Annotated in this window: 19 protein-coding genes; 10 read left to right on the forward strand and 9 right to left on the reverse strand. The window is 74.0% G+C overall.

The genetic code is table 11. The features are described from left to right. Window positions 1–34: 34 nt before the first annotated feature. Window positions 35–955 carry a beta-1,6-N-acetylglucosaminyltransferase gene (locus Q6348_RS02200; protein WP_304599696.1) on the forward strand — a complete coding sequence of 307 codons (921 nt, stop codon included), beginning with the start codon at window positions 35–37 and terminating at the stop codon, window positions 953–955. A gap of 33 nt (window positions 956–988) precedes the next feature. On the opposite strand, the gene Q6348_RS02205 is transcribed toward Q6348_RS02200, so the two are convergent. Beyond that, window positions 989–2281 carry a glycosyltransferase family 2 protein gene (locus Q6348_RS02205; protein ID WP_304599697.1) on the reverse strand — a complete coding sequence of 431 codons (1293 nt, stop codon included), beginning with the start codon at window positions 2279–2281 and terminating at the stop codon, window positions 989–991. A gap of 197 nt (window positions 2282–2478) precedes the next feature. Here Q6348_RS02205 and Q6348_RS02210 point away from each other — a divergent pair, with 197 nt between their 5' ends. Next, a complete protein-coding gene (locus Q6348_RS02210; protein ID WP_304599698.1) occupies window positions 2479–3687 on the forward strand; it encodes a glycoside hydrolase family 16 protein in 1209 nt (402 codons plus the stop codon). Window positions 3688–3705: 18 nt separating this feature from the next. Here the strand turns inward: Q6348_RS02210 and Q6348_RS02215 are convergent, their stop codons facing one another. From Q6348_RS02215 to Q6348_RS02225, 3 genes are read right to left on the reverse strand one after another with little or no spacing between them, the layout of a single operon-like run. Continuing rightward, on the reverse strand, window positions 3706–5184 hold the full coding sequence (locus Q6348_RS02215) for a lipopolysaccharide biosynthesis protein (protein WP_304599699.1): 1479 nt from the start codon (window positions 5182–5184) through the stop codon (window positions 3706–3708). A 43-nt stretch (window positions 5185–5227) separates the two neighbouring features. Beyond that, entirely contained in the window at window positions 5228–6250 is a 1023-nt protein-coding gene (locus Q6348_RS02220; protein ID WP_304599700.1) for a glycosyltransferase family 2 protein, read from the reverse strand. Window positions 6251–6287: 37 nt separating this feature from the next. Next, window positions 6288–7091 (reverse strand): glycosyltransferase family 2 protein, encoded by an 804-nt coding sequence (locus Q6348_RS02225; RefSeq protein WP_304599701.1) that lies wholly within the window; start codon window positions 7089–7091, stop codon window positions 6288–6290. A gap of 402 nt (window positions 7092–7493) precedes the next feature. Between Q6348_RS02225 and Q6348_RS02230 the strand changes: the two genes are divergently transcribed. Continuing rightward, on the forward strand, window positions 7494–7697 hold the full coding sequence (locus Q6348_RS02230; RefSeq protein WP_304599702.1) for a hypothetical protein: 204 nt from the start codon (window positions 7494–7496) through the stop codon (window positions 7695–7697). 110 nt (window positions 7698–7807) lie between these two features. Beyond that, window positions 7808–8254, forward strand: coding sequence for a YbhB/YbcL family Raf kinase inhibitor-like protein (locus Q6348_RS02235; RefSeq protein WP_304599703.1), 447 nt, complete (start codon window positions 7808–7810; stop codon window positions 8252–8254). Window positions 8255–8278: 24 nt separating this feature from the next. Here Q6348_RS02235 and Q6348_RS02240 read toward each other — a convergent pair whose 3' ends face one another. Then, window positions 8279–8707: a DUF3054 domain-containing protein gene (locus Q6348_RS02240; RefSeq protein WP_304599704.1), complete on the reverse strand. Its 429-nt coding sequence runs from the start codon at window positions 8705–8707 to the stop codon at window positions 8279–8281. 12 nt (window positions 8708–8719) lie between these two features. Then, the gene (locus tag Q6348_RS02245; protein ID WP_304599705.1) at window positions 8720–9217 is read right to left on the reverse strand and encodes a hypothetical protein; all 498 of its coding nucleotides are present in this window, start codon (window positions 9215–9217) and stop codon (window positions 8720–8722) included. A gap of 60 nt (window positions 9218–9277) precedes the next feature. Between Q6348_RS02245 and Q6348_RS02250 the strand changes: the two genes are divergently transcribed. From Q6348_RS02250 to Q6348_RS02260, 3 genes are all read left to right on the forward strand, one after another. After that, window positions 9278–9760, forward strand: a complete 483-nt coding sequence (locus tag Q6348_RS02250; protein ID WP_304599706.1) for an SLOG cluster 4 domain-containing protein — start codon at window positions 9278–9280, stop codon at window positions 9758–9760. A gap of 27 nt (window positions 9761–9787) precedes the next feature. Beyond that, window positions 9788–10366, forward strand: a complete 579-nt coding sequence (locus tag Q6348_RS02255) for a DUF1349 domain-containing protein (RefSeq protein WP_304599707.1) — start codon at window positions 9788–9790, stop codon at window positions 10364–10366. A gap of 105 nt (window positions 10367–10471) precedes the next feature. Further along, window positions 10472–11101, forward strand: coding sequence for a PadR family transcriptional regulator (locus tag Q6348_RS02260; protein WP_304599708.1), 630 nt, complete (start codon window positions 10472–10474; stop codon window positions 11099–11101). A gap of 89 nt (window positions 11102–11190) precedes the next feature. Here Q6348_RS02260 and Q6348_RS02265 read toward each other — a convergent pair whose 3' ends face one another. Next, complete coding sequence (locus tag Q6348_RS02265) at window positions 11191–11973, reverse strand: hypothetical protein (RefSeq protein WP_304599709.1); 783 nt, start codon at window positions 11971–11973, stop codon at window positions 11191–11193. Between the two features lie 64 nt (window positions 11974–12037). Continuing rightward, complete coding sequence (locus tag Q6348_RS02270; protein ID WP_304599710.1) at window positions 12038–13282, reverse strand: methyl-accepting chemotaxis protein; 1245 nt, start codon at window positions 13280–13282, stop codon at window positions 12038–12040. A 160-nt stretch (window positions 13283–13442) separates the two neighbouring features. Between Q6348_RS02270 and asnB the strand changes: the two genes are divergently transcribed. The 3 genes from asnB (at window position 13443) to recQ (ending at window position 17650) form a co-directional block, all read left to right on the forward strand. Continuing rightward, window positions 13443–14966 carry an asparagine synthase (glutamine-hydrolyzing) gene (asnB, locus tag Q6348_RS02275; protein WP_304599711.1) on the forward strand — a complete coding sequence of 508 codons (1524 nt, stop codon included), beginning with the start codon at window positions 13443–13445 and terminating at the stop codon, window positions 14964–14966. A gap of 57 nt (window positions 14967–15023) precedes the next feature. Further along, a complete protein-coding gene (locus tag Q6348_RS02280; protein ID WP_304599712.1) occupies window positions 15024–15770 on the forward strand; it encodes a glutamine amidotransferase-related protein in 747 nt (248 codons plus the stop codon). A 71-nt stretch (window positions 15771–15841) separates the two neighbouring features. Then, window positions 15842–17650, forward strand: coding sequence for a DNA helicase RecQ (gene recQ, locus Q6348_RS02285; RefSeq protein ID WP_304599713.1), 1809 nt, complete (start codon window positions 15842–15844; stop codon window positions 17648–17650). 21 nt (window positions 17651–17671) lie between these two features. On the opposite strand, the gene Q6348_RS02290 is transcribed toward recQ, so the two are convergent. Beyond that, window positions 17672–18091 (reverse strand): nitroreductase/quinone reductase family protein, encoded by a 420-nt coding sequence (locus tag Q6348_RS02290; RefSeq protein ID WP_304599714.1) that lies wholly within the window; start codon window positions 18089–18091, stop codon window positions 17672–17674. Between the last annotated feature and the right edge of the window lie 65 nt (window positions 18092–18156).

The raw sequence follows: 18156 nt of genomic DNA on the forward strand, positions 1-18156 counted from the left end.
CGGCCCGAGGCCGCGCGCCGCCCCGAGGAGCGCCATGGATCCCGCCGACGAGTCAGCATCGGCCACCAGGAAGGCGGAGCTCGCCTGCGTCGTGCTCGCCCACGACCAGCCCGACCAGCTCCACCGCTTGCTCGCCGCGCTCGACCCGCTGCCCGTCTTCCTGCACGTCGACGCGCGCACACCGGACCCGGTCGCCGCCGCCATGACCCGCGACCTGCCCGAGCGCGTCCGGCTGCTGCCCCGGGTGGCCACCGCATGGGCGACCTTCGGGGCCGTGCAGGCCGAGCTCGCCGGGTACCGCGCTGCCGTCGCCGAGACGTCCGCCACGCATGTCGCCCTGCTCTCGGGCTCCGACTACCCGCTGCTGTCCACCGCGGACCTGCGTGCCGTCCTGACCCCGCTGATCGGCAGGTCGATCACCTACGTGGCCCCGCTGCCGATCCCGCAGTGGGGCATGAGCGGCGGCCTCGGGCGGCTGCGCTACTACCACTGGGCGTGGCGCCGGCACGTGATCCGCCTGCCGATCCCACGTCGGTTGCCTCGGGGCCTGTCGCTTGCCGGTGGGCCGACGCAGAAGGTCCTGGCCCGCGAGCACGCCGACGCCGTGGTCCGGGCGGTCGACCGTCGGCCCGAGCTGGTCCGGTTCTGGCGGCGCGCCTGGGCTCCTGACGAGACGTTCGTCGCGACCCTCCTGTCCACCCCGTCCCTCGTGCCCGGGTACGCCGACCACCACCTCCACGAGCTCGCCTGGCTGATCGACTGGCGACAGGCCAACATCAAGGGCCCGCCGTGGCTGACCATGGAGCACCTGCCGTTCCTGCAGGAGGGCCGAACGGTCCCGGCCGGGAGCCTGCCCAAGCTCTTCGCACGGAAGTTCCACAGCACGCTCAGCGCCGAGCTGCTGGACGCCGTGGATGCGCTGCGCCAGGAGCCACTGCGGACGACGCCCGCGTAGCCGGTCGCCGGCGCACGGCGCGGACCGTGCGCCTCACAGCGCCGGTGGCACCGCCAGCGGGTGCGCGGCGCGCCGGCGACGCGCCTCGCGCCGCGACCGCAGGTAGAGCACCGGGCCGGCTGCGAAACCCCGCAGCTCGCGTCGTGCGAGGTCCGGGGGGTAGCCGGCCGATCGCTGGGAGTTCTTCTCCGACCGGGGGTCCAGGAGCCGCCGCAAACCGGTGGGCACCCTCGCCAGGACGGCGAGGGTGCGCCGGGGACCAGCCATCGCATGCTTGATCATCGCTGCGGAGTTGCCGCTGCCGTAGCCGTAGAGCTGCGAGGCCAGCTCCGCCATGCCCTCGCGTGCGCTGTGCCGCACGACAGCTGCCGGCTCGTAGACGAGAACCTTCCCGTCCAGCATCACCGCCAGGAAGGCATCCAGGTCCTCCCCGCCCTTCGTCAGCGAGCCCGCACCGAGGGCTTCGTCGAACAGCCCGGACGCCCGCAGCCACGACGCCCGGAAGGCCATGTTGTTGCCCGAGCCGTACACACCTGCTGAGTAGGGGAACAGGCCGCCGTGGCTACCGGTCACGGCACGCACCCCGAGGGATGCCGGGCGCATCGACCACACCGTCCGGCTGAACCCCTTGTCGAAGCCGCCGAACTCCTCGAACAGGTGCTGGGCCGGGGTGCGGAGCTCGTCCGGGACCACGAGACCGGTGACCGCCACGACCTGGTCACCGCAGGCGAACCCCGCACTGAGCCGGCGCACCCAGTCGGGGTCGGCGTGCGCGTCGTCGTCGGTGAACGCGATGAGCTCGCCGCGCGCGTGAGCCACACCCGCGTTGCGCGCGGCAGAGAGCCCGCGAGCCGACTCGGGCACGATCCGGACCCGTGGGTCCGCGATGCCGTCGAGGAGCTCGGGCACGCGGCCGGTCGTGGGCCGGTTGTCCACCACGACCACCTCGAGCTCCGGATAGGTCTGGCCGAGGACGGACTCGACGGTGCGCACCAGCCGCGGGTCCTCGCCGAGGGTGCACACCACCACCGTGACGAGCCCGGAACCCTCCGGGGCGTCCCAGCCGCAGTGCGGCACGGGCGCCGGGTCGCCGGACACGAGCCCGTCCGCCGTCAGGTGCTCGGCGACCGGCCCGGCGAACGCCTCGAGCGCGGCCGAGCGGCCGCCGTCCGAGGCCCGGGCGTGCGCGTCCACCTGGAGCACGCCGAGGGGGTGCCCGTGCAACCGCACCAGCAGGTGGCCCGGCGCGCGGGGGCCGGGCTCGGGCGGCGCGGAGAGCTCGAGGTCGGCGCAGTCGATCGGCGCGTGCGGTGCGGGCTGCGTCACGACGGCATCGTGACACACGCCGATGGCGGGCACGCGTCGGGTAGTCTCGCCACGAGTCGGAGCCGGACCCCGGGCGGCCCACCTGGATCGCGTCCGCATCGCGAAACCCGACCGGCTGGACCTTCAGATCGACCGTGAAGGCGCCGATCCAGACCTCAGCCAGACCGGCGACGAGGACCACGAGAGGGACATCGACCATGTCCGACACCCACATCGTCACGCGACTGGCCAGGGGGCTCGCCCGCCGCCGGCCCCTCAGGGTCGCGGCGACGCTGGTGACGGCCTCGGCCGTGCTGGTCGGAGCCGGGTCCTCGGCCGCCGTGACGGGACCGCGGCTCGCGGAGAGCGCCGCGCTGCGCGCTGCCGACGGCGCCGGGTCGACCGCGTCGGCCACGACCCAGGCCCGCGGCCGCGCGACGGTCGCCGCCACAGCGGCGCCGAGCCCGACGGGCACGACGACGACGGGCACGACGTCCCCGGCGCCGAGCCCGACGCCGTCACCGTCCCCCACGCCCTCGCCAACGCCCTCTCCCACACCGATCTCGGAGCCGTCGAGCCCGCGGACGAGCACGCCGCCCGGCGACCTCGCCGCGGCGGCCGCGGCGCCGGACGCACCCACGGACCTGGCCACCTGCCAGACCGATCCGTCCGCCACGCTCACGGACCCCGCCGGCCAGCAGAGCAGCACGATGCCGATCGGCGACCTGCCGGGCTGGCACCAGGTCTTCGCGGACGACTTCACCACGCCCATGGCGCGCGGCACGTTCTCCTCGTCGTCGTACGCGAACCGATGGTTCGCCTACGGCCCGTACCGCGACACCTCCGGCCGGGGCGTGTACGACGCCGACAAGGTGATCTCGGTCTCGGGCGGCGTGATGGACTGGTACGTGCACACCGAGGGGGGCACCCACTACGTGGCTGCGCTGGTGCCGCACATCCCGCACGGCTGGGGCCAGAAGTACGGCCGCTACTCCTTCCGGTTCCGGTCCGACACGATCCGCGGCTACAAGATGGTCGGGATCCTGTGGCCCGACTCGGACAACTGGGGCGACGGCGAGATCGACTTCCCCGAGGTCAACACGTTGACCAGCAACGAGAAGATCTACGCCAACATGTTCCGTCCCGGCAGCACCGCCACCGGGACACCGGGCGCAGCGAGCCGGTTCACGACGGGGACCGCGCTGAGCGACACCGGCTGGCACGTCGCCACCATCGAGTGGGCGCCCGGGTCGGCGAGCTTCTGGCTCGACGGAACCGCGCTCGGCACGTTCACCGACGGTGTGCCGAGCACGTCGTTCCACCTGGTGTTCCAGGTCGAGACGAACCTGTACGACGGCGACCCGGCGGACTCGGTGAGCGGGCACTTCCAGCTCGACTGGGCCACGATGTACACGCGCATGCCCTGAGCCCTTGCCGCCCGTCGTTCACACGAGCCGGGCGCGGCGCAGCTCGACCACGAGCCACGGCAGGCAGGCGGCACCGAGCACGAACCGGATCCCCATCAGGACGGTGGTGTCCGGGACGAGGGTCGACGCCGCCGCGACCGCACCGGACGCCCCCACCAGGGCCCACAGGCGCCACGGCGTGCGGGGCCAGCGTGGCTCGCGCGGCAGCACCGCGACCTTGATCGCGGACTGCAGGCTGAAGCTCAGCAGCGTCGCCACGGCGGCCCCCAGGATCCCCCACCGGGGGAGCAGCACCAGGTTGAGCGCGATGTTGGCCACCGCGGCGACAACGGTCGACGTCGCGATCGCCCGCCCCCGACGCAGCGTGAGCAGCTCCCGTCCGCTCGCGCCCCCGGCCGCGACCGGGAAGGCCGAGACCGCGATGAGGACCACCACGATGGCGAGGGTGCCCGGCTCGTAGCTGGCCGGCGCGAACACGCGCAGGGCGACCGGCGCCGCGAGGCTGATCCCGAGCACCGTCGGCGCCAGCATGCGGTACAGGCTGTTGCGCGCGGTGCCCTGCAGCGCGAGGCGTGCGTGCGGGTCGCGCAGCTCGGCGAACCGCGGCGTCCAGGACTGGTTCACGTAGTACATCAGGACCACGACGACGTAGCCGATGGTGTACGCCACCTGGTAGCGACCGACCTCGACCGGACCCAGGGTGCGCTGGATCAGGATCCGGTCGCCCGCGTTGAGCACGTACCCGGCGACCGCGTTCATGGTCATCGGAACCCCGAGCCGCAGTGCCCGCACAGTCGCCGCACGGTCCAGGATCCCCGTCCATCGCGGCCGGGTCAGCACCAGGCCGAGGACCACCGACACGAGCGTGATCGCGACGGCCGCCTCGAGGTAGAGGGCGGCCGTGGGCTTGCCCACGAGCAGGAAGACCAGCGCTGTGATCTGCCCGCCCGTGGTCGACACGAGGCTCAGGAGCGCGAACGGCCGCAACCGGTTCTCGGCGAGCAGCAGCGTCGCCATCATCAGCACGGGCGCGGCCGGAGCGGTCCAGGCCAGCGTCAGCCACACCACGTCGGACGAGTCGCCGAAGCCGAAGGCCGGGCCCCACCAGGGCGCCGTCGCCGCCGCGAGCCCCATGACGGCCGCGCTGGTCACGAACCCGGTCGCGACCAGGCCACGTGACGTCGTCGAGTTGCCGTCCTCGGCGCGTTGGACCATGACGGCCTGGTCGAGTCCGACGAGCGCCGCGGCCACGAGCAGCTGGTTGAGCGAGATCGCGGCCGACACCAGACCGAAGTCCCCGGGTCCGAGCAGGCGCGTCAGGATCGGCGAGATGACGGTCGCGGAGACCAGCGGGGTCGCCATGACGACGACGTAGAGCAGCCCCCGGCCGAACAGCCCGCTGTGCTCCGAGCGCGCGGTGGAGCCTCGGGCCTCGTCGGCCGGTCCGTCCACCCGGACCTCCTCGGGATCGGTCAGCGCGCCCGGCCCTCCACTCACGCGACCCCTCGCCGGTCGGGCGCCGCCTGCGGGGCTGCCGGCGTCATGCCCCGCTCCGCTCGGCCGTGACGCCCAGCGCCGGCCGCGAAGCGAAGCTCGTCCGGCCGGTGGCCGCCGCCACCCGACCGCGAGCGTACCCGGCGGCGGTCGCCGCCAAGCAGGCCACGACGGCCGCGGCGCCCTCGGCGCCGTTCCGCCGGCCCGGGCCGCGGACGGCCCGGCCCAGTCCCCGCAGGACCGCTCCGGGCAGCACCCGCGCGACGTAGCCGCGTTCGGTCTCCAGGGCCTGGTCCTGGCCGACCTGGCCGGCCACCGTGGCCTTCGACAGACCCTCGGCGTAGCCCCGGTGCAGCAGATACGACCACGTGAGGCGGTCCGGACTGACCCGGTGCCGGACGCTCGCGGACGGCTCGAAGAGGAAGCGTCCATCCGGGCGACGCTGCTGCATGCGGATGCACAGCTCGGTCTCCTCGCAGCCGAGCGGCGTCCGGCCCACCCGGCCGAGATCCTCGGAGAAACCGCCCGCGTCGAGAGCAGGACGCACCCGCATGGACATGTTGCAGCCCATGAGGTTGCGCACCGGTGCCTGCGACAGCGGCTGTCCCTCGTAGGTGCACCCCACGACCCAGTCGAGCACGCCCCGCCCGTGGCTCCCCTCCGGCAGCGTGGCGGGCCGCGAGAGGCCGGTGGGCCACCGCGGTGCGGCAGAGCCGCCCACACCGAGGACGTCCGGACGTCCGTAGGGCTCCAGCAGTGACGCGAGCCAGCCGTCGGAGGCGCTCGCGTCGTCGTCCAGGAACACGACGACCTCCCCGGAGGCCCGTTCCAGCGCCGTGTTGCGAGCACCGGACAGACCCTTGCGGCGCTCGTTGGCGATCACCTCGAGGCCGGGGATCTCCGGCTGGAGCTCACGGCTCGCCCGCTCCAGGAGCTCCGGGTTGTGGTCCACGACCAGCACGAGCTCGTCCGGGGTGGGCTGCTGCGCGGCGGCGGACCGGACGGAGGCGACCAGGTCCTGCCAGCGGTCCAGGGTGTAGGCGCACACCACCACCGTCACCGCGACCATGGCACTCTCCTCGCGACCCGGCGCGCCGACCGGCCGCTCAGCGCGTCCGCGCCGCGGGCGCCGCGGCCTCGGACGGCGCCTCGGCGGGCCGCGGGGCGGGAAGGTGCGTGAGACGGCGCGCGCGCTGTCCGCGCTCACGCAGGATCGTGCCGAGCACCCGGAAGCCGTCCCGGAAGGTGTTGAGGTTGCTCTCCCCGGAGCGACGGAGGTACTCGTAGCTGGGCACCTCGACCACGTCGAGTCCGGCCAGCACCACGCGCACGTTGATCATGGTCTCGATCTCGAACCCGTCGCCGTAGCGCCCCGCGCCCTTCTCGTGCGCGGGGGCGAGCGTGAAGGCCTCGACGCAGTCCCGCGTGAAGGCGTTGTAGCCGTAGCACAGGTCGGTGTACCGGCTGCGGAACAGCACGTTGGTCAGGACGTTGAGCCCCCAGTTGCCCGCCTTGCGCAGCGCGGTGATGTCGTCGCTGCCTCCCCCGGTGACGAACCGCGAGCCCTTGACGTAGTCGGCACCCTCGGCCAGCGGCTCCAGGAAGCGCGTGATCTCCGCAGGGTGCATCGACCCGTCGGCGTCGATCATCACGATGAGCTGGCTGGTCGCGGCCTCGAAGCCCGCGGCGAGCGCGTTGCCCTTGCCGCGCCGCGTCTGCCGCACCAGCGTCAGGTCGGGGCGGTGCTCGCGCGCCACCTCGATCGTGTCGTCGACGGAGCTCCCGTCGACCAGCACGACCTCATCCACGTAGTCCGGGAGGTTGTCCAGGACCCAGCCGATGTTCTGCGCTTCGTTGCGCGCCGGAACGACCACCGTGACCGACTTCGCAACACCGTTGTGTTCGAACATCCGGGGATGCCTACCTCTCGTGGGTCGTGAGCGGTCCCCGCAGCGCGAGGTCCGCGCCGTCGCACCGGACAAACTAGGACAAGCCACCGCGACGCAACACCGGACAGGATCCGATTCACCCGGTTCCGGCGGGCGCTCCCCGAGGCCTTTACAGGCCGTTCACATCCGACGGTGAGAGAGTTCACAAGCGGGGGCTGCGCCCTTCTCACCCTGTGGACGTCGTCCGGCGAGGCGACCGCGCCCATGAGCCCGGGACGTCCTTCCCCTGGTCACAGGAGGCGCGCCGCGTAGGCTTGGCGGGGTCGGGCGCGCCGTACCCGACTCAGCGCGGAGGGGGCTGCGCCACAGTCAGGCCGTTGCGATCGCTCAAGTCCCCCCGGGCATCGGCCGAAGGAGGTGTCAATGAAGACACATCCCGCCCTGCGCCGCATGGACGTCGTGCACCTCCACCGGCTCGGGCTCCTCCGCTGGCAGGCGTGGTCGTCGGGTCTCGTCAACCCGCGCTACGGGCTGACTGCGCGCCAGGCCGTCAGGCGCGCGAAGTCCGACCTCGACCACGAGTGGCGCACCGGACGGGTCGCCAGGCACCAGCGCCGCATCCGCTGAGGTCGGCGCAGGTGCGCCACCGTCCGAGGACGCCCGGCTCTCGCCGCACGTGCGTCGCGCTCGCCACGCTCGCGTCGGTCACCGGCGGCTGCGGTGTCCCCGGTGACCAGGTGACCACCCCGACCGCACCGGGAACCCTCAGCAGCACCGCGGTCGACAACGACGGAGCGATCGCGGCGCGGTACACGTGCGACGGCGAGGACGTCTCGCCGGAGCTGAGCTGGACACCCATGGACCGCCCGGCGGCCGGGATCTACGTCGTCGTCACCGACCCGGACGCCGGCGGCTTCGTGCACTGGGTCGCCGGGCCGCTGCCCACGTCCACCACCTCCCTCCCCGAGGGTGCGTCCGGTGAGGGCGACCTCGAGCAGGGCACCAACGGCTTCGGGGACGTCGGATGGGGCGGCCCCTGCCCGCCGTCCGGCACCACCCACCACTACCGGTTCCTCGTCGTCTCCCTGGCCGCGGACCTGCAGGGTCCGCTCACCGCAGCGTCCGTGCTCGAAGCGCGACAGGTCCAGGGCGCGGCGCTGACCGCGACGTACACCCGGCCCTGAGCGAGCCGGCCCCGAGCGCCCGACTCAGTCGACCGGACGGGTGCGCCGCACCTGCCAGGCCGCCGCAGCGCGCCAGCCGAGCAGGAACAGTGCAAGGAAGCTGCTCCCGACGAGAACGAAGGACCACGGCGTGCCGCCCCCGGTGAGGTGCCGCAGCAGCATTCCGCCCACGACTGCGCCGGCCAGCACGACTGCCCCGGCAGGCAGGGATCGCCCGGTCCAGCGGCCGGAGACCTCGTCCCGGGCGCGCAGCCCCAGCACGGCCGCCCAGCCCAGGCCGGCGCCGGCCAGGAACGGCCAGGCCACCGAGAGCGTCCCGACGACCGCCGAACCCTCGTCGTGGGAGCGCCGGCCGAGGATGACGAAGAGCACCACCGCAGCCACGTCGGCCGCCACGGCGACGGGGTCGGTCACGGGGCGCACGGCCGGTCCGGCAGGAGAGGTCGGGGTCATGCCGCCATGCTGTCACGACGGATCGTCGGATACCTCCGGGCCACCGGTCCGGCTGACCCGTGCCGCGGCCGGGAGCAGCGGCACCCGCGAGGCCACGAGCGCCGGGACAGCCACGGCGAGCGCGGGCGCCGCCGTCGCCACCACGAGCTGCTCGACCGTCACGAGCCCGACCACGGCCAGCGCGGCGCCCAGGGCGAGGACGCCGCCGAACACCGCGCGCCAGCCCGGGGTGCGCCGCTCGGGCGGGACGTACCGCGAGGCCAGCACGAGGGCGGCCGTCAGCAGGCCGACGTATCCGGCGATCGCGAAAGCGGCGAGGGCCCAGACGATCGCGCCCAGGCCCGAGTAGTCCACGCCCGGGTCCGCGGTGGTCCACGCGATCCCGCCCGCGACCACGGCGACGATCACGGCCAGCGCCGAGGCCGTCACGAGAGACGCCACCCACCAGCCGATCACGGAAGCCCGGGACGCGGGTCGCCACTGCCACCACCGCACGCTCGCCTCGCTCACCGCGCCATGCTAGGACGGCGCACGGCGACGGGCGTCGTCGCTCGACCTGGGAGGTACCGGATGGCCTACGTCGGGATCAGTGGGCCGAGCGCGGCGGACGCGGCGGAGGTGGCGGACGCCGTCGAGGTCGCGCGGTGGGCGGCGGCGCACGGGCACGTCGTGCTGTCCGGGGGCCTGAGCGGTGTGATGGCCGCCGCGGCGGACGGCGCCGCCCAGGCAGGTGGGGTGAGCGTCGGCCTGCTGCCGGGTTCCACCCGCGAGGGGGCGGCCGCGGGCCTCACGGTGGCGATCCCCACCGGGCTGGGCGAGATGCGCAACGCGCTGCTGGTCCGCGCGTCCGACGTGCTGGTGTGCGTCGGAGGATCGTGGGGCACGCTGTCCGAGCTCGCGCTGGCCGTCCGCACCGGGGTGCCGGTGGTGGCCCTGCGCACCTGGTTGCCCCGGGGTGAGGGCGTGCGCGTGCCGGGCCGGGTTCTCGAGGTGGGCTCTGCCGCCGAGGTGTGCGAGGTGCTGGGCGACCACCTGAGCCGCTCGACGCCGTAGACCGCGCGTCCGGCTAGCGTGACACGCATGGACACCGTCGCCTGGACCAGCGGCAGCTGGACCACGCCGCCGCAGGACGTCCGCACGGACGGCGGCGACCTGCTGGTGACCGCAGTCGAGGGCTCGGACGCCTGGCGACACACCTCCTACGGGTTCGTGCACGACGACGCGCACGGTCTGCTCACCCCCCTGCCCGTGGGCAGCGCCACCGAGGTCGACGTCGTCGTGGACTACGCCGAGCAGTTCGACCAGGCGGGTGTGCTGCTCCGCGTCGACCCCCAGACCTGGGTCAAGGCCGGCGTCGAGGTGTCCGACGGCGCACCGCAGCTCGGCGCCGTGGTCACCCACGGACGGTCCGACTGGTCGGTGGCTCCCGTCCCGGAGTGGACCGGCCGCGTCGTGACGATCCGGGTCAGCCGCGCGGCGGACGCGGTGACGGTACGGGCACGGGCGTCCGGCGCTCCGTGGCGGCTGGTGCGCGTCGCACCGTTCCCCGGCGATGTGTCCGCGAGCGGGGGGCCGTACTGCTGCGCACCGACGAGGGCCGGGCTCACCGTCCGGTTCCGGGCCTGGCGGATCGGACCGGCGGACTCCGCGCTGCACTGAGGTCGCGCGCGTGCCACCGATCGGTCCGATCGTCGGACCGCCCGCTCTCTTGACCGCGATTGCGTCGCGATATATCGTCAATGCATCGACAGAGAGGGCACCGACATGAGACACCCCTTCGACGACGCACGGCACTCACCGCGCTCCGCGGGCGGACGGCCGTTCCGTCCGGACCAGCACGAGCCCGGTCACCGCGGCCACCGACGCGGGCCGGGAGGCTTCGGGCCCGGCCTGGGCGGGTTCGGCCCCGACGCGGGGGCCGGCCGGCGAGGTCGCCGGGGCTGGGGCGGCCCACGCCCGCGCGGGGACGTGCGCGCGGCGATCCTGCTGCTGATCGAGGAGCAGCCCCGGCACGGCTACGAGCTGATCGGGGAGATCACCGAGCGCAGCGAAGGCGCGTGGACCCCGAGCCCCGGCTCCGTCTACCCCACCCTGCAGGCATTGGAGGACGAAGGCCTGATCCGGCTCGAGAAGGTCGAGGGTCGGCGCACGGCATCGCTGACCGAGGCCGGACAGGCGTGGCTGTCCGAGCACCGTGAAGAGCTCGGCGACCCGTTCGAGGTCGGCGGGCCGCCTGCCGCGGCCCTCGACCTGCGCCGCGAGCTCGGCGCGCTGCACTCCGCGGTCGGTCAGGTCGCCCGCGTCGGCTCCCCGGCCCAGCTCGCCGAGGCCACCGAGGCCCTGGCCGGCGCCCGCAAGGCCCTCTACCGCCTCCTGGCCGACGATCCGACCTGACCCCTCCCAGGTGGTCAAGGTCGTTCCCGTGGCGCTGGCCCGCTACCCCGGACGGGCACGGATCGCACGGGAACGCCGGGTGGCGCGGGTCAGCCGGACTGGAGGAGACCGCCCAGGGCCGCGAGACCCCCGAACGCGACCAGGTTCATGCCGATCGCCACCAGGAGCGCGATGACGGACAGCGCAGGCGACACGTCGTTCTGCCTCGCTCTGTTGAGCGAGATGAGAGCCACCACCACACCGAGCGGTGGGAACAGGAACGCGAGCACGATGGCGACGACCGCGAGCGGGTCGAACGGCAGCGTGAATCCGGACGGCCGGGCTTGCACGGGAGGGCGCCAGGGGCCGCCGGGCGCGCCCCGGTCACCGGGAGGCGGAGGTCCTGCCTGATCGAGACGACGGACCAGCTCCGGGGCGCGTCGCCGTACGCGCTGCTCGACCTCGGGCGCCCAGCGCCGCACGGCCTGCTCGGCGCCGGGCAGCCAGCGCTGCACCGTCTGCTCGAGGCCCGGCACCCATCGTTCGGCCTGCTGGGCCCAGTCCGCACCGCTCACGGCGGCGGGTGCGCCCGGTGCACCGCCGACCCGCGGGGGTGCGGCCGGCGCCCGGTAGCGCTCCGGCACGGGCGTGGCCCGCGGCGCCGCCTGGGTCGCGGGCGAGCGAGGCGCGGACCGCGGGGTCGCCCGCGCGCGCGAGCCCTGGGCGCCCCCCGCCTCGAACCGCCGGGCGAGCTGCAGCGGGGCCATGCTCACCCGCTCGGAGGTCACCGGGCTCATCGACACCACCACGGACCGTGGGCCCGGGGCCGGGACGCGCCCGTAGGGCGCCCAGCTCATCCGGGGCGCTTCCATGACCAGCGGGTCCTCGCTCACCACGGCACCTCCCGCAGGGTGACGATACCCGGTCACGAGCGGCATCCACCGGCACCATCGGGCCTCAGAACCTGAAGCGCCCGACGTCGCGCGCCAGCTCCTCGGCGAGCCTGCGGAGCCCGTCCACCGCCTCGTCGGCGTGGCCCGCGGTCCGGTTCGTCGTCCGGGCGGCGCGGGCCACGTCGCCGATCCCGTCGGCGATCGCGCCGCAGCCCCCTGCCGCGTCGGACACCCCTGCCGTGATCGCGGCCGCGTCCAGCGCCTGCTGCTCGACCGCCGTCGCGATGGAGCCCTGCAACCGATCGATACCACCGATGATCGCGGTGATCTCGGTGATGGCCGCGACCGCCGACCCGGTGTCCGCCTGGATCGTCGCGACCCGGTCCGCGATGTCCTCGGTGGCACGGGCCGTCTGGCCGGCGAGCTCCTTGACCTCGCCGGCGACGACCGCGAAGCCACGGCCCGCCTCACCCGCCCTGGCCGCCTCGATCGTCGCGTTCAGCGCCAGCAGGTTGGTCTGCTCGGCGATCTGCGTGATCACCCGCACGACCTCGCCGATCTCGCCCGAGGACGTCCCGAGCCGCGCGACGCGGACGTTCGTGGCCTCCGCAACCTGCATCGCACGGGCGGCGACGGCTGCCGCCTCCGCGGCGTCACGCGCGATCGCGTCGACCGAGCTGCGCATCCGTGCGGCGTCGTCGACCACCGCGCGCACGGTCTCGGCGACCGAGCCTGCGTGGCCGGCGGCGTCACCCGCCCGCGCACAGGTCGACTCCGCGTCGGTGACGATGCTGCGCGTCGACCCGGACAACGTGCTCGCCGCCCCCGTCACCGCGTCGGTCGACCGGGCCACCGCACCCAGCAGCGCCCGGAGGCTGGCCTGGGCGGACGTCAGAGAGCGGGACATCGCAGCGAGCTCGTCACGGGACCGGACCTCGACGCTCACGGTGAGGTCACCGCGGCCCAGCGCCTCCAGCGACGTGGCCATCGCGACGACGCCCCGCGAGATCGTCGTGGCGGTCCACAGGGCCAGCGGACCGCCGACCAGCAGACCCAGCACCATCGCACCCGCGACCACAGCGGTCGCACGGCCGAGGTGCACGCCGGAGCCGTGCGCCGAGGAGCCGAGGACGAAGCCACCGGCGAGACCGGTCGCGATGGCGACGACGCCGAACACCGCGAAAGCGTTCCAGATCTTCGCCCGCACCGACTCGCCCCGGAGCCAGGCCAGCAGCGGGCCCGCGGGGCCGCGCCGACCCGGCGAGCCAGGCGGAGCGATCCGGGCCGGGGCGACGGTTCCGGTCGACATGGGAGCCTCTCCTGAGATGACCTTCCTCGGCACCGATCGGCACGCAGGTGCGCGGAAGAAGGGGATTTCGGCGGATCACCCGGACAGCCCTCCCGGGAGGCCGCGCCGACCGCGCTCGCCTACCGTGGACGGGCCCCCAAACCGAGGAGATGGCCGGTCGATGTGCGGCTTCGTGTGCCTGTGGAACGTCGGGGACGAGGACCTCGCCGACCGGATGATCCGTCGCATCGCGCACCGCGGTCCGGACGCCGTCGCCGTGGCCACCCTGCCCGGTGCGCCCGTCGTGATGGCCCACGCCAGGCTGTCGATCATCGGGCCCGAGGACGGCGCCCAGCCGATCCAGGTCACGGACGACCTGCTGGTCGCCAACGGGGAGATCTACAACCACCAGGACCTGCGCGCGATCCTCGGCCCGTCGACGTTCACGACGGCCAGCGACTCCGAGGCGATCCTGCGCCTGTTCCGGTCCGGGGGCAGCCGCTGGATCTCCCGGCTCGACGGGATGTTCGCGTTCGTGCTGGCGACGCGCGAGCGCATCGTCGCGGCGCGCGACCCGCTGGGCATCAAGCCGCTGTACACCGCCCGCATCGGCGACGGGATGGCGTTCGCCTCCGAGCTCAAGGCCTTCGACGGCCTGCCGGTGGACTCCGTCGAGGCGATCCCACCCGGGTCGCTGTACGACACCCGGGACGGGCTGCGGCGGTGGTACCGCACCCCGCAGGGTGCCGCCGAGGTCGAGCCCGGGCTGGACGTGGAGGCGACCGTCCGCGAGCTCCGCCTCGTCCTCGAGGAGGCGGTCGCCACCTGGATGGTCGCCGACGTCGAGGTCGGGTCGTTCCTGTCCGGGGGCCTGGACAGCTCGATCGTCGCTGCGCTGGCCCAACGCGTACGGCTGGGCGCCGGGCGCAGCCCGCTCAAGACCTTCGCCGTGGGGCTGGAAGGTTCTGCCGACCTCGCCGCGGCGCGCGCCGTCGCGCAGCACATCGGCTCCGAGCACCACGAAGGTGTCTTCACCGCCCAGGACGTGGCCCGGGCGTTGCCGCGCGTCGTCTACCACCTGGAGTCCGCGGACGTGGACCTGGTGCGCAGCGCGATCCCGACGCTGTTCGCCGCGCGGCTCGCCCGCGAGCACGTCAAGGCCGTGCTCACCGGGGAGGGGGCCGACGAGCTGTTCGCCGGCTACGCCTACCACCACGACTACGTCGAGGACCCCCGCGCGCTGGCCGACGAGCTCACCCGGTCGCTGGGCACCATGCACCACATCAATCTCCAGCGCGTGGACCGGATCACGATGGCGGAGAGCCTGGAGGCCCGCACCCCGTTCCTGGACCGGGACCTCATCGACGTCGCGCAGTCCGTCCCGGCGGCGCTCAAGCTGTGCCGGACCGACCCGGACGGCGCGGAGTCCACCGGCGAGACGACCGAGAAGTGGGTGCTGCGCAAGGCCGTCACCGATCTGCTGCCACCCGACCTGGTGTGGCGCAAGAAGGCCCAGTTCGACGAGGGCTCGGGCACGGTCGACGCCCTCTCGACAGCGCTGGCCGAGGTGCTCGGCGTGACCGGGCCCGTGAGCCGGGACCAGGAGGCCGCGGTGTACGAGCGGCTCCTTCGCGAGCAGTACGCCGACCCCGACCGGGTCCTGGCCGCCGCCGGCACCTGGGCCGCCCAGCGCGTACCGGTCTGAGCCGAGCCGGGCACTCGGACTCGCGCCGGATCGTTGGGTCAGACGTCGGGAGGCGTCATGGCACACCCGGACGTGGTGGTGTGGGAGGCGGACGGCAGGCCCCTGCCGCGGCTCGGCTACGGCGCACGGCTCGCCGCGCCGCTGCGCGGTCTCGGCGCACGGGTCGTGGTCGTGCCGTACCGCCGTCGCGCCCTGACCGCGGCCGAGCTGTCCGCACCCGTGCACGTGCTCTCCGGCGGCGAGACGACCTCCTTCGCGGGCGACCCGGCGACGCGCCGCACCCTCGCCGACGTCACCGGGCTGCTGCGCCGGGCCTGGCGGGGCGACGCGACAGTGATCGGGGTGTGCCTGGGAGCCCAGCTCATCGCCCGCGCCATCGCCCCGGCGCTGCCCCCGTCCTTCCCGACGAGCGGCATGGAGGTCGGCCTGTGCCCGGTCGACGGCCCTGGCGGCCCGATCGCGGTCGGCCAGCTGCACTACGAGCAGATCGACCCGGCGTTCGCCGAGGTCGACGGCGTCCGGCTGACCCACACCAACGACCACACCCGCGTGCAGGGCTTCACGTGGGGGCCGAGCGTCGCCGGCTACCAGTTCCACCCGGAGTGGGACCCGGGGGACGTGGCCGCAGTGCTCGACCGGCACGCCGCACTGCTCGACCTGCGGCACGCGGAGCCGAGCACGGCCCTGGCCTCGGTGCACCTCGAGCAGGGGAGCTGGTCGGGACGGACGGTCACCGAGCTGCTGGTGGCCCCCGTCGCACGAGCGCTCGCGCCGGGCCGTGCGCACGAACCGGGAGCCGCATAGTCCGGGCAGGGGGGAGGACGGGCCGCGTCGGCGCGGCCACGTACCCTGACCGGGCCGACGAGAGGAGAGCGATGCCGACCCCCATCGACGTGCTGCGCACCGTCTTCGGGTACGACTCCTTCCGGGGGCAGCAGGCCGAGATCGTCGACACCGTCGTGGGCGGCGGTGACGCCCTGGTGCTCATGCCCACCGGTGGTGGCAAGTCGCTGTGCTACCAGATCCCCGCCCTCATCCGGCCGGGGACCGGCGTGGTGGTCTCCCCGCTCATCGCCCTCATGCAGGACCAGGTCGACGCGCTGTCCGCGCTCGGCGTCCGTGCCGGTTTCCTCAACTCGACGCAGAGCTGGGAGGAGCGCCGCGGGACGGAACGCGCGCTGCTCGCCGGGGAGCTCGACCTGGTGTACCTGGCGCCGGAGAGGTTGCGGCTGCCCGACACCGTGGAGCTCCTGGGCCGGGCGGACGTCGCACTGTTCGCCATCGACGAGGCGCACTGCGTGTCCCAGTGGGGGCACGACTTCCGTCCGGACTACCTCCTGCTGCACGTGCTGGGCGAGCGCTGGCCGGACGTGCCGCGCATCGCGCTGACCGCCACCGCCACCCGAGCAACGGCCGCGGAGATCAGCGAACGGCTCGGGCTCGACGGCGCCCGGACGTTCGTCGCGAGCTTCGACCGGCCCAACGTCACCTACCGCATCGAACCCAAGGACAACCCACGCCAGCAGCTGCTCCGGCTGATCCGCACCGAGCACGACGGCGACGCGGGGATCGTCTACTGCCTGTCCCGCGCAAGCGTGGAGCAGACGGCCGAGTTCCTGGTCGGGCACGGCATCCCCGCGCTCCCGTACCACGCCGGCCTGGACAACCGGACGCGGGCGGCGAACCAGGCCCGGTTCCTGCGCGAGGACGGCGTCGTCATGGTCGCGACCATCGCGTTCGGGATGGGCATCGACAAGCCGGACGTGCGGTTCGTCGCCCACCTGGACCTGCCCAAGTCCGTCGAGGGCTACTACCAGGAGACCGGCCGTGCGGGCCGCGACGGCCTGCCGTCCACCGCGTGGCTGGCCTACGGACTGGCCGACGTGGTGCAGCAGCGCCGCATGATCGACACCTCCGAGGGCGACGCGGCGCACCGCCGGCGGCTCGGTGCGCACCTCGACGCGATGCTCGCACTGTGCGAGACGGTGCACTGCCGGCGGGTGCAGCTGCTGCGGTACTTCGGCGAGGAGTCTGCGCCGTGCGGCAACTGCGACACCTGCCTGGCCCCGCCCGACTCCTGGAACGGGACCGTCGCGGCGCAGAAGCTGCTCTCCGCCGTGGTGCGGCTGGACCAGCGCGGCCAGCGATACGGCACGGGACACGTCATCGACATCCTCGTGGGCAGGGCGACGCCCAGGGTGACCCAGCTCGGGCACGACTCCCTGAGCGTGTTCGGGGTCGGGTCGGACCTGGACGAACGCACCTGGCGTGGCGTGGTGCGCCAGCTGCTGGCGCAGGGGCTGCTGGGCGTGGACGCGTCCGGCTACCAGACGCTGCACCTGGTCGAGGCGAGCCGGGCGGTGCTCAGCGGCGACCGGGAGGTGCGGTTGCGCCGGGAGGCTGCGCGGCCGGCCAAGGCGCCGCGCGCGCGGTCGGCGAAGGCGTCGTCCGCCGCCGATCTTTCCGTCCAGGACGCCGAGCTGTTCGAGCGGTTGCGCACCTGGCGCGCGCAGGTCGCCAAGGAGCAAGGCGTCCCTGCCTACGTGGTGTTCCACGACGCGACGCTGCGCGCGATGGCGCAGGCGCGGCCGACGTCCCTCGACCAGCTCGCCGGGGTCAGCGGCGTCGGCGCGGCCAAGCTCGACCGGTACGGCGAGCGCGTCCTGGAGGTCCTGACCGCCTGAGCCCGGCACGGGCGGAGGTGCTCAGGCGCCCGGGTCGTCGCCCACGGGTTCGAGGACGACGAGGGGGATCACCCGGTCGGTCTTGCGCTGGTAGCCGGCGTACTGCGTGTGGGACCGGATCAGCTCCGGCCAGCGCTCGGCCCGCTCCTCGTCGGACATCACGCGGGCGCGGCGGCGCTCCGGGGCGCGACCCTCGAGGCGGACCGTCACCTCAGGGTTCTCGCGGAGGTTGAGGAACCACGCGGGGTGCCGGTCGTCACCGCCTCGGGAGGCGACCACCACCAGACCGTCGCCGACACGCATCGGCGCGGTGAGCATGGTCGAGCGCGGCTCGCCCGACCGGCGTCCCACGGTGGTCAGCTCCAGCGCCGGTGTGCCGCCGAGCCGCCACCCCAGTCGGCCGAAGGACACCGCGATGAGAGCGCGGTGCACGACGTTCATGGCGGTCAGGGTGAACCGGCTCGGCACGAGGACTCCCGGTGGGCTCGGCGGTGGGACGTCTCATC

Origin of the sequence: Actinotalea lenta, from assembly GCF_030586465.1 — a bacterium.
Classification (GTDB): Bacteria; Actinomycetota; Actinomycetes; order Actinomycetales; family Cellulomonadaceae; genus Actinotalea; species Actinotalea lenta.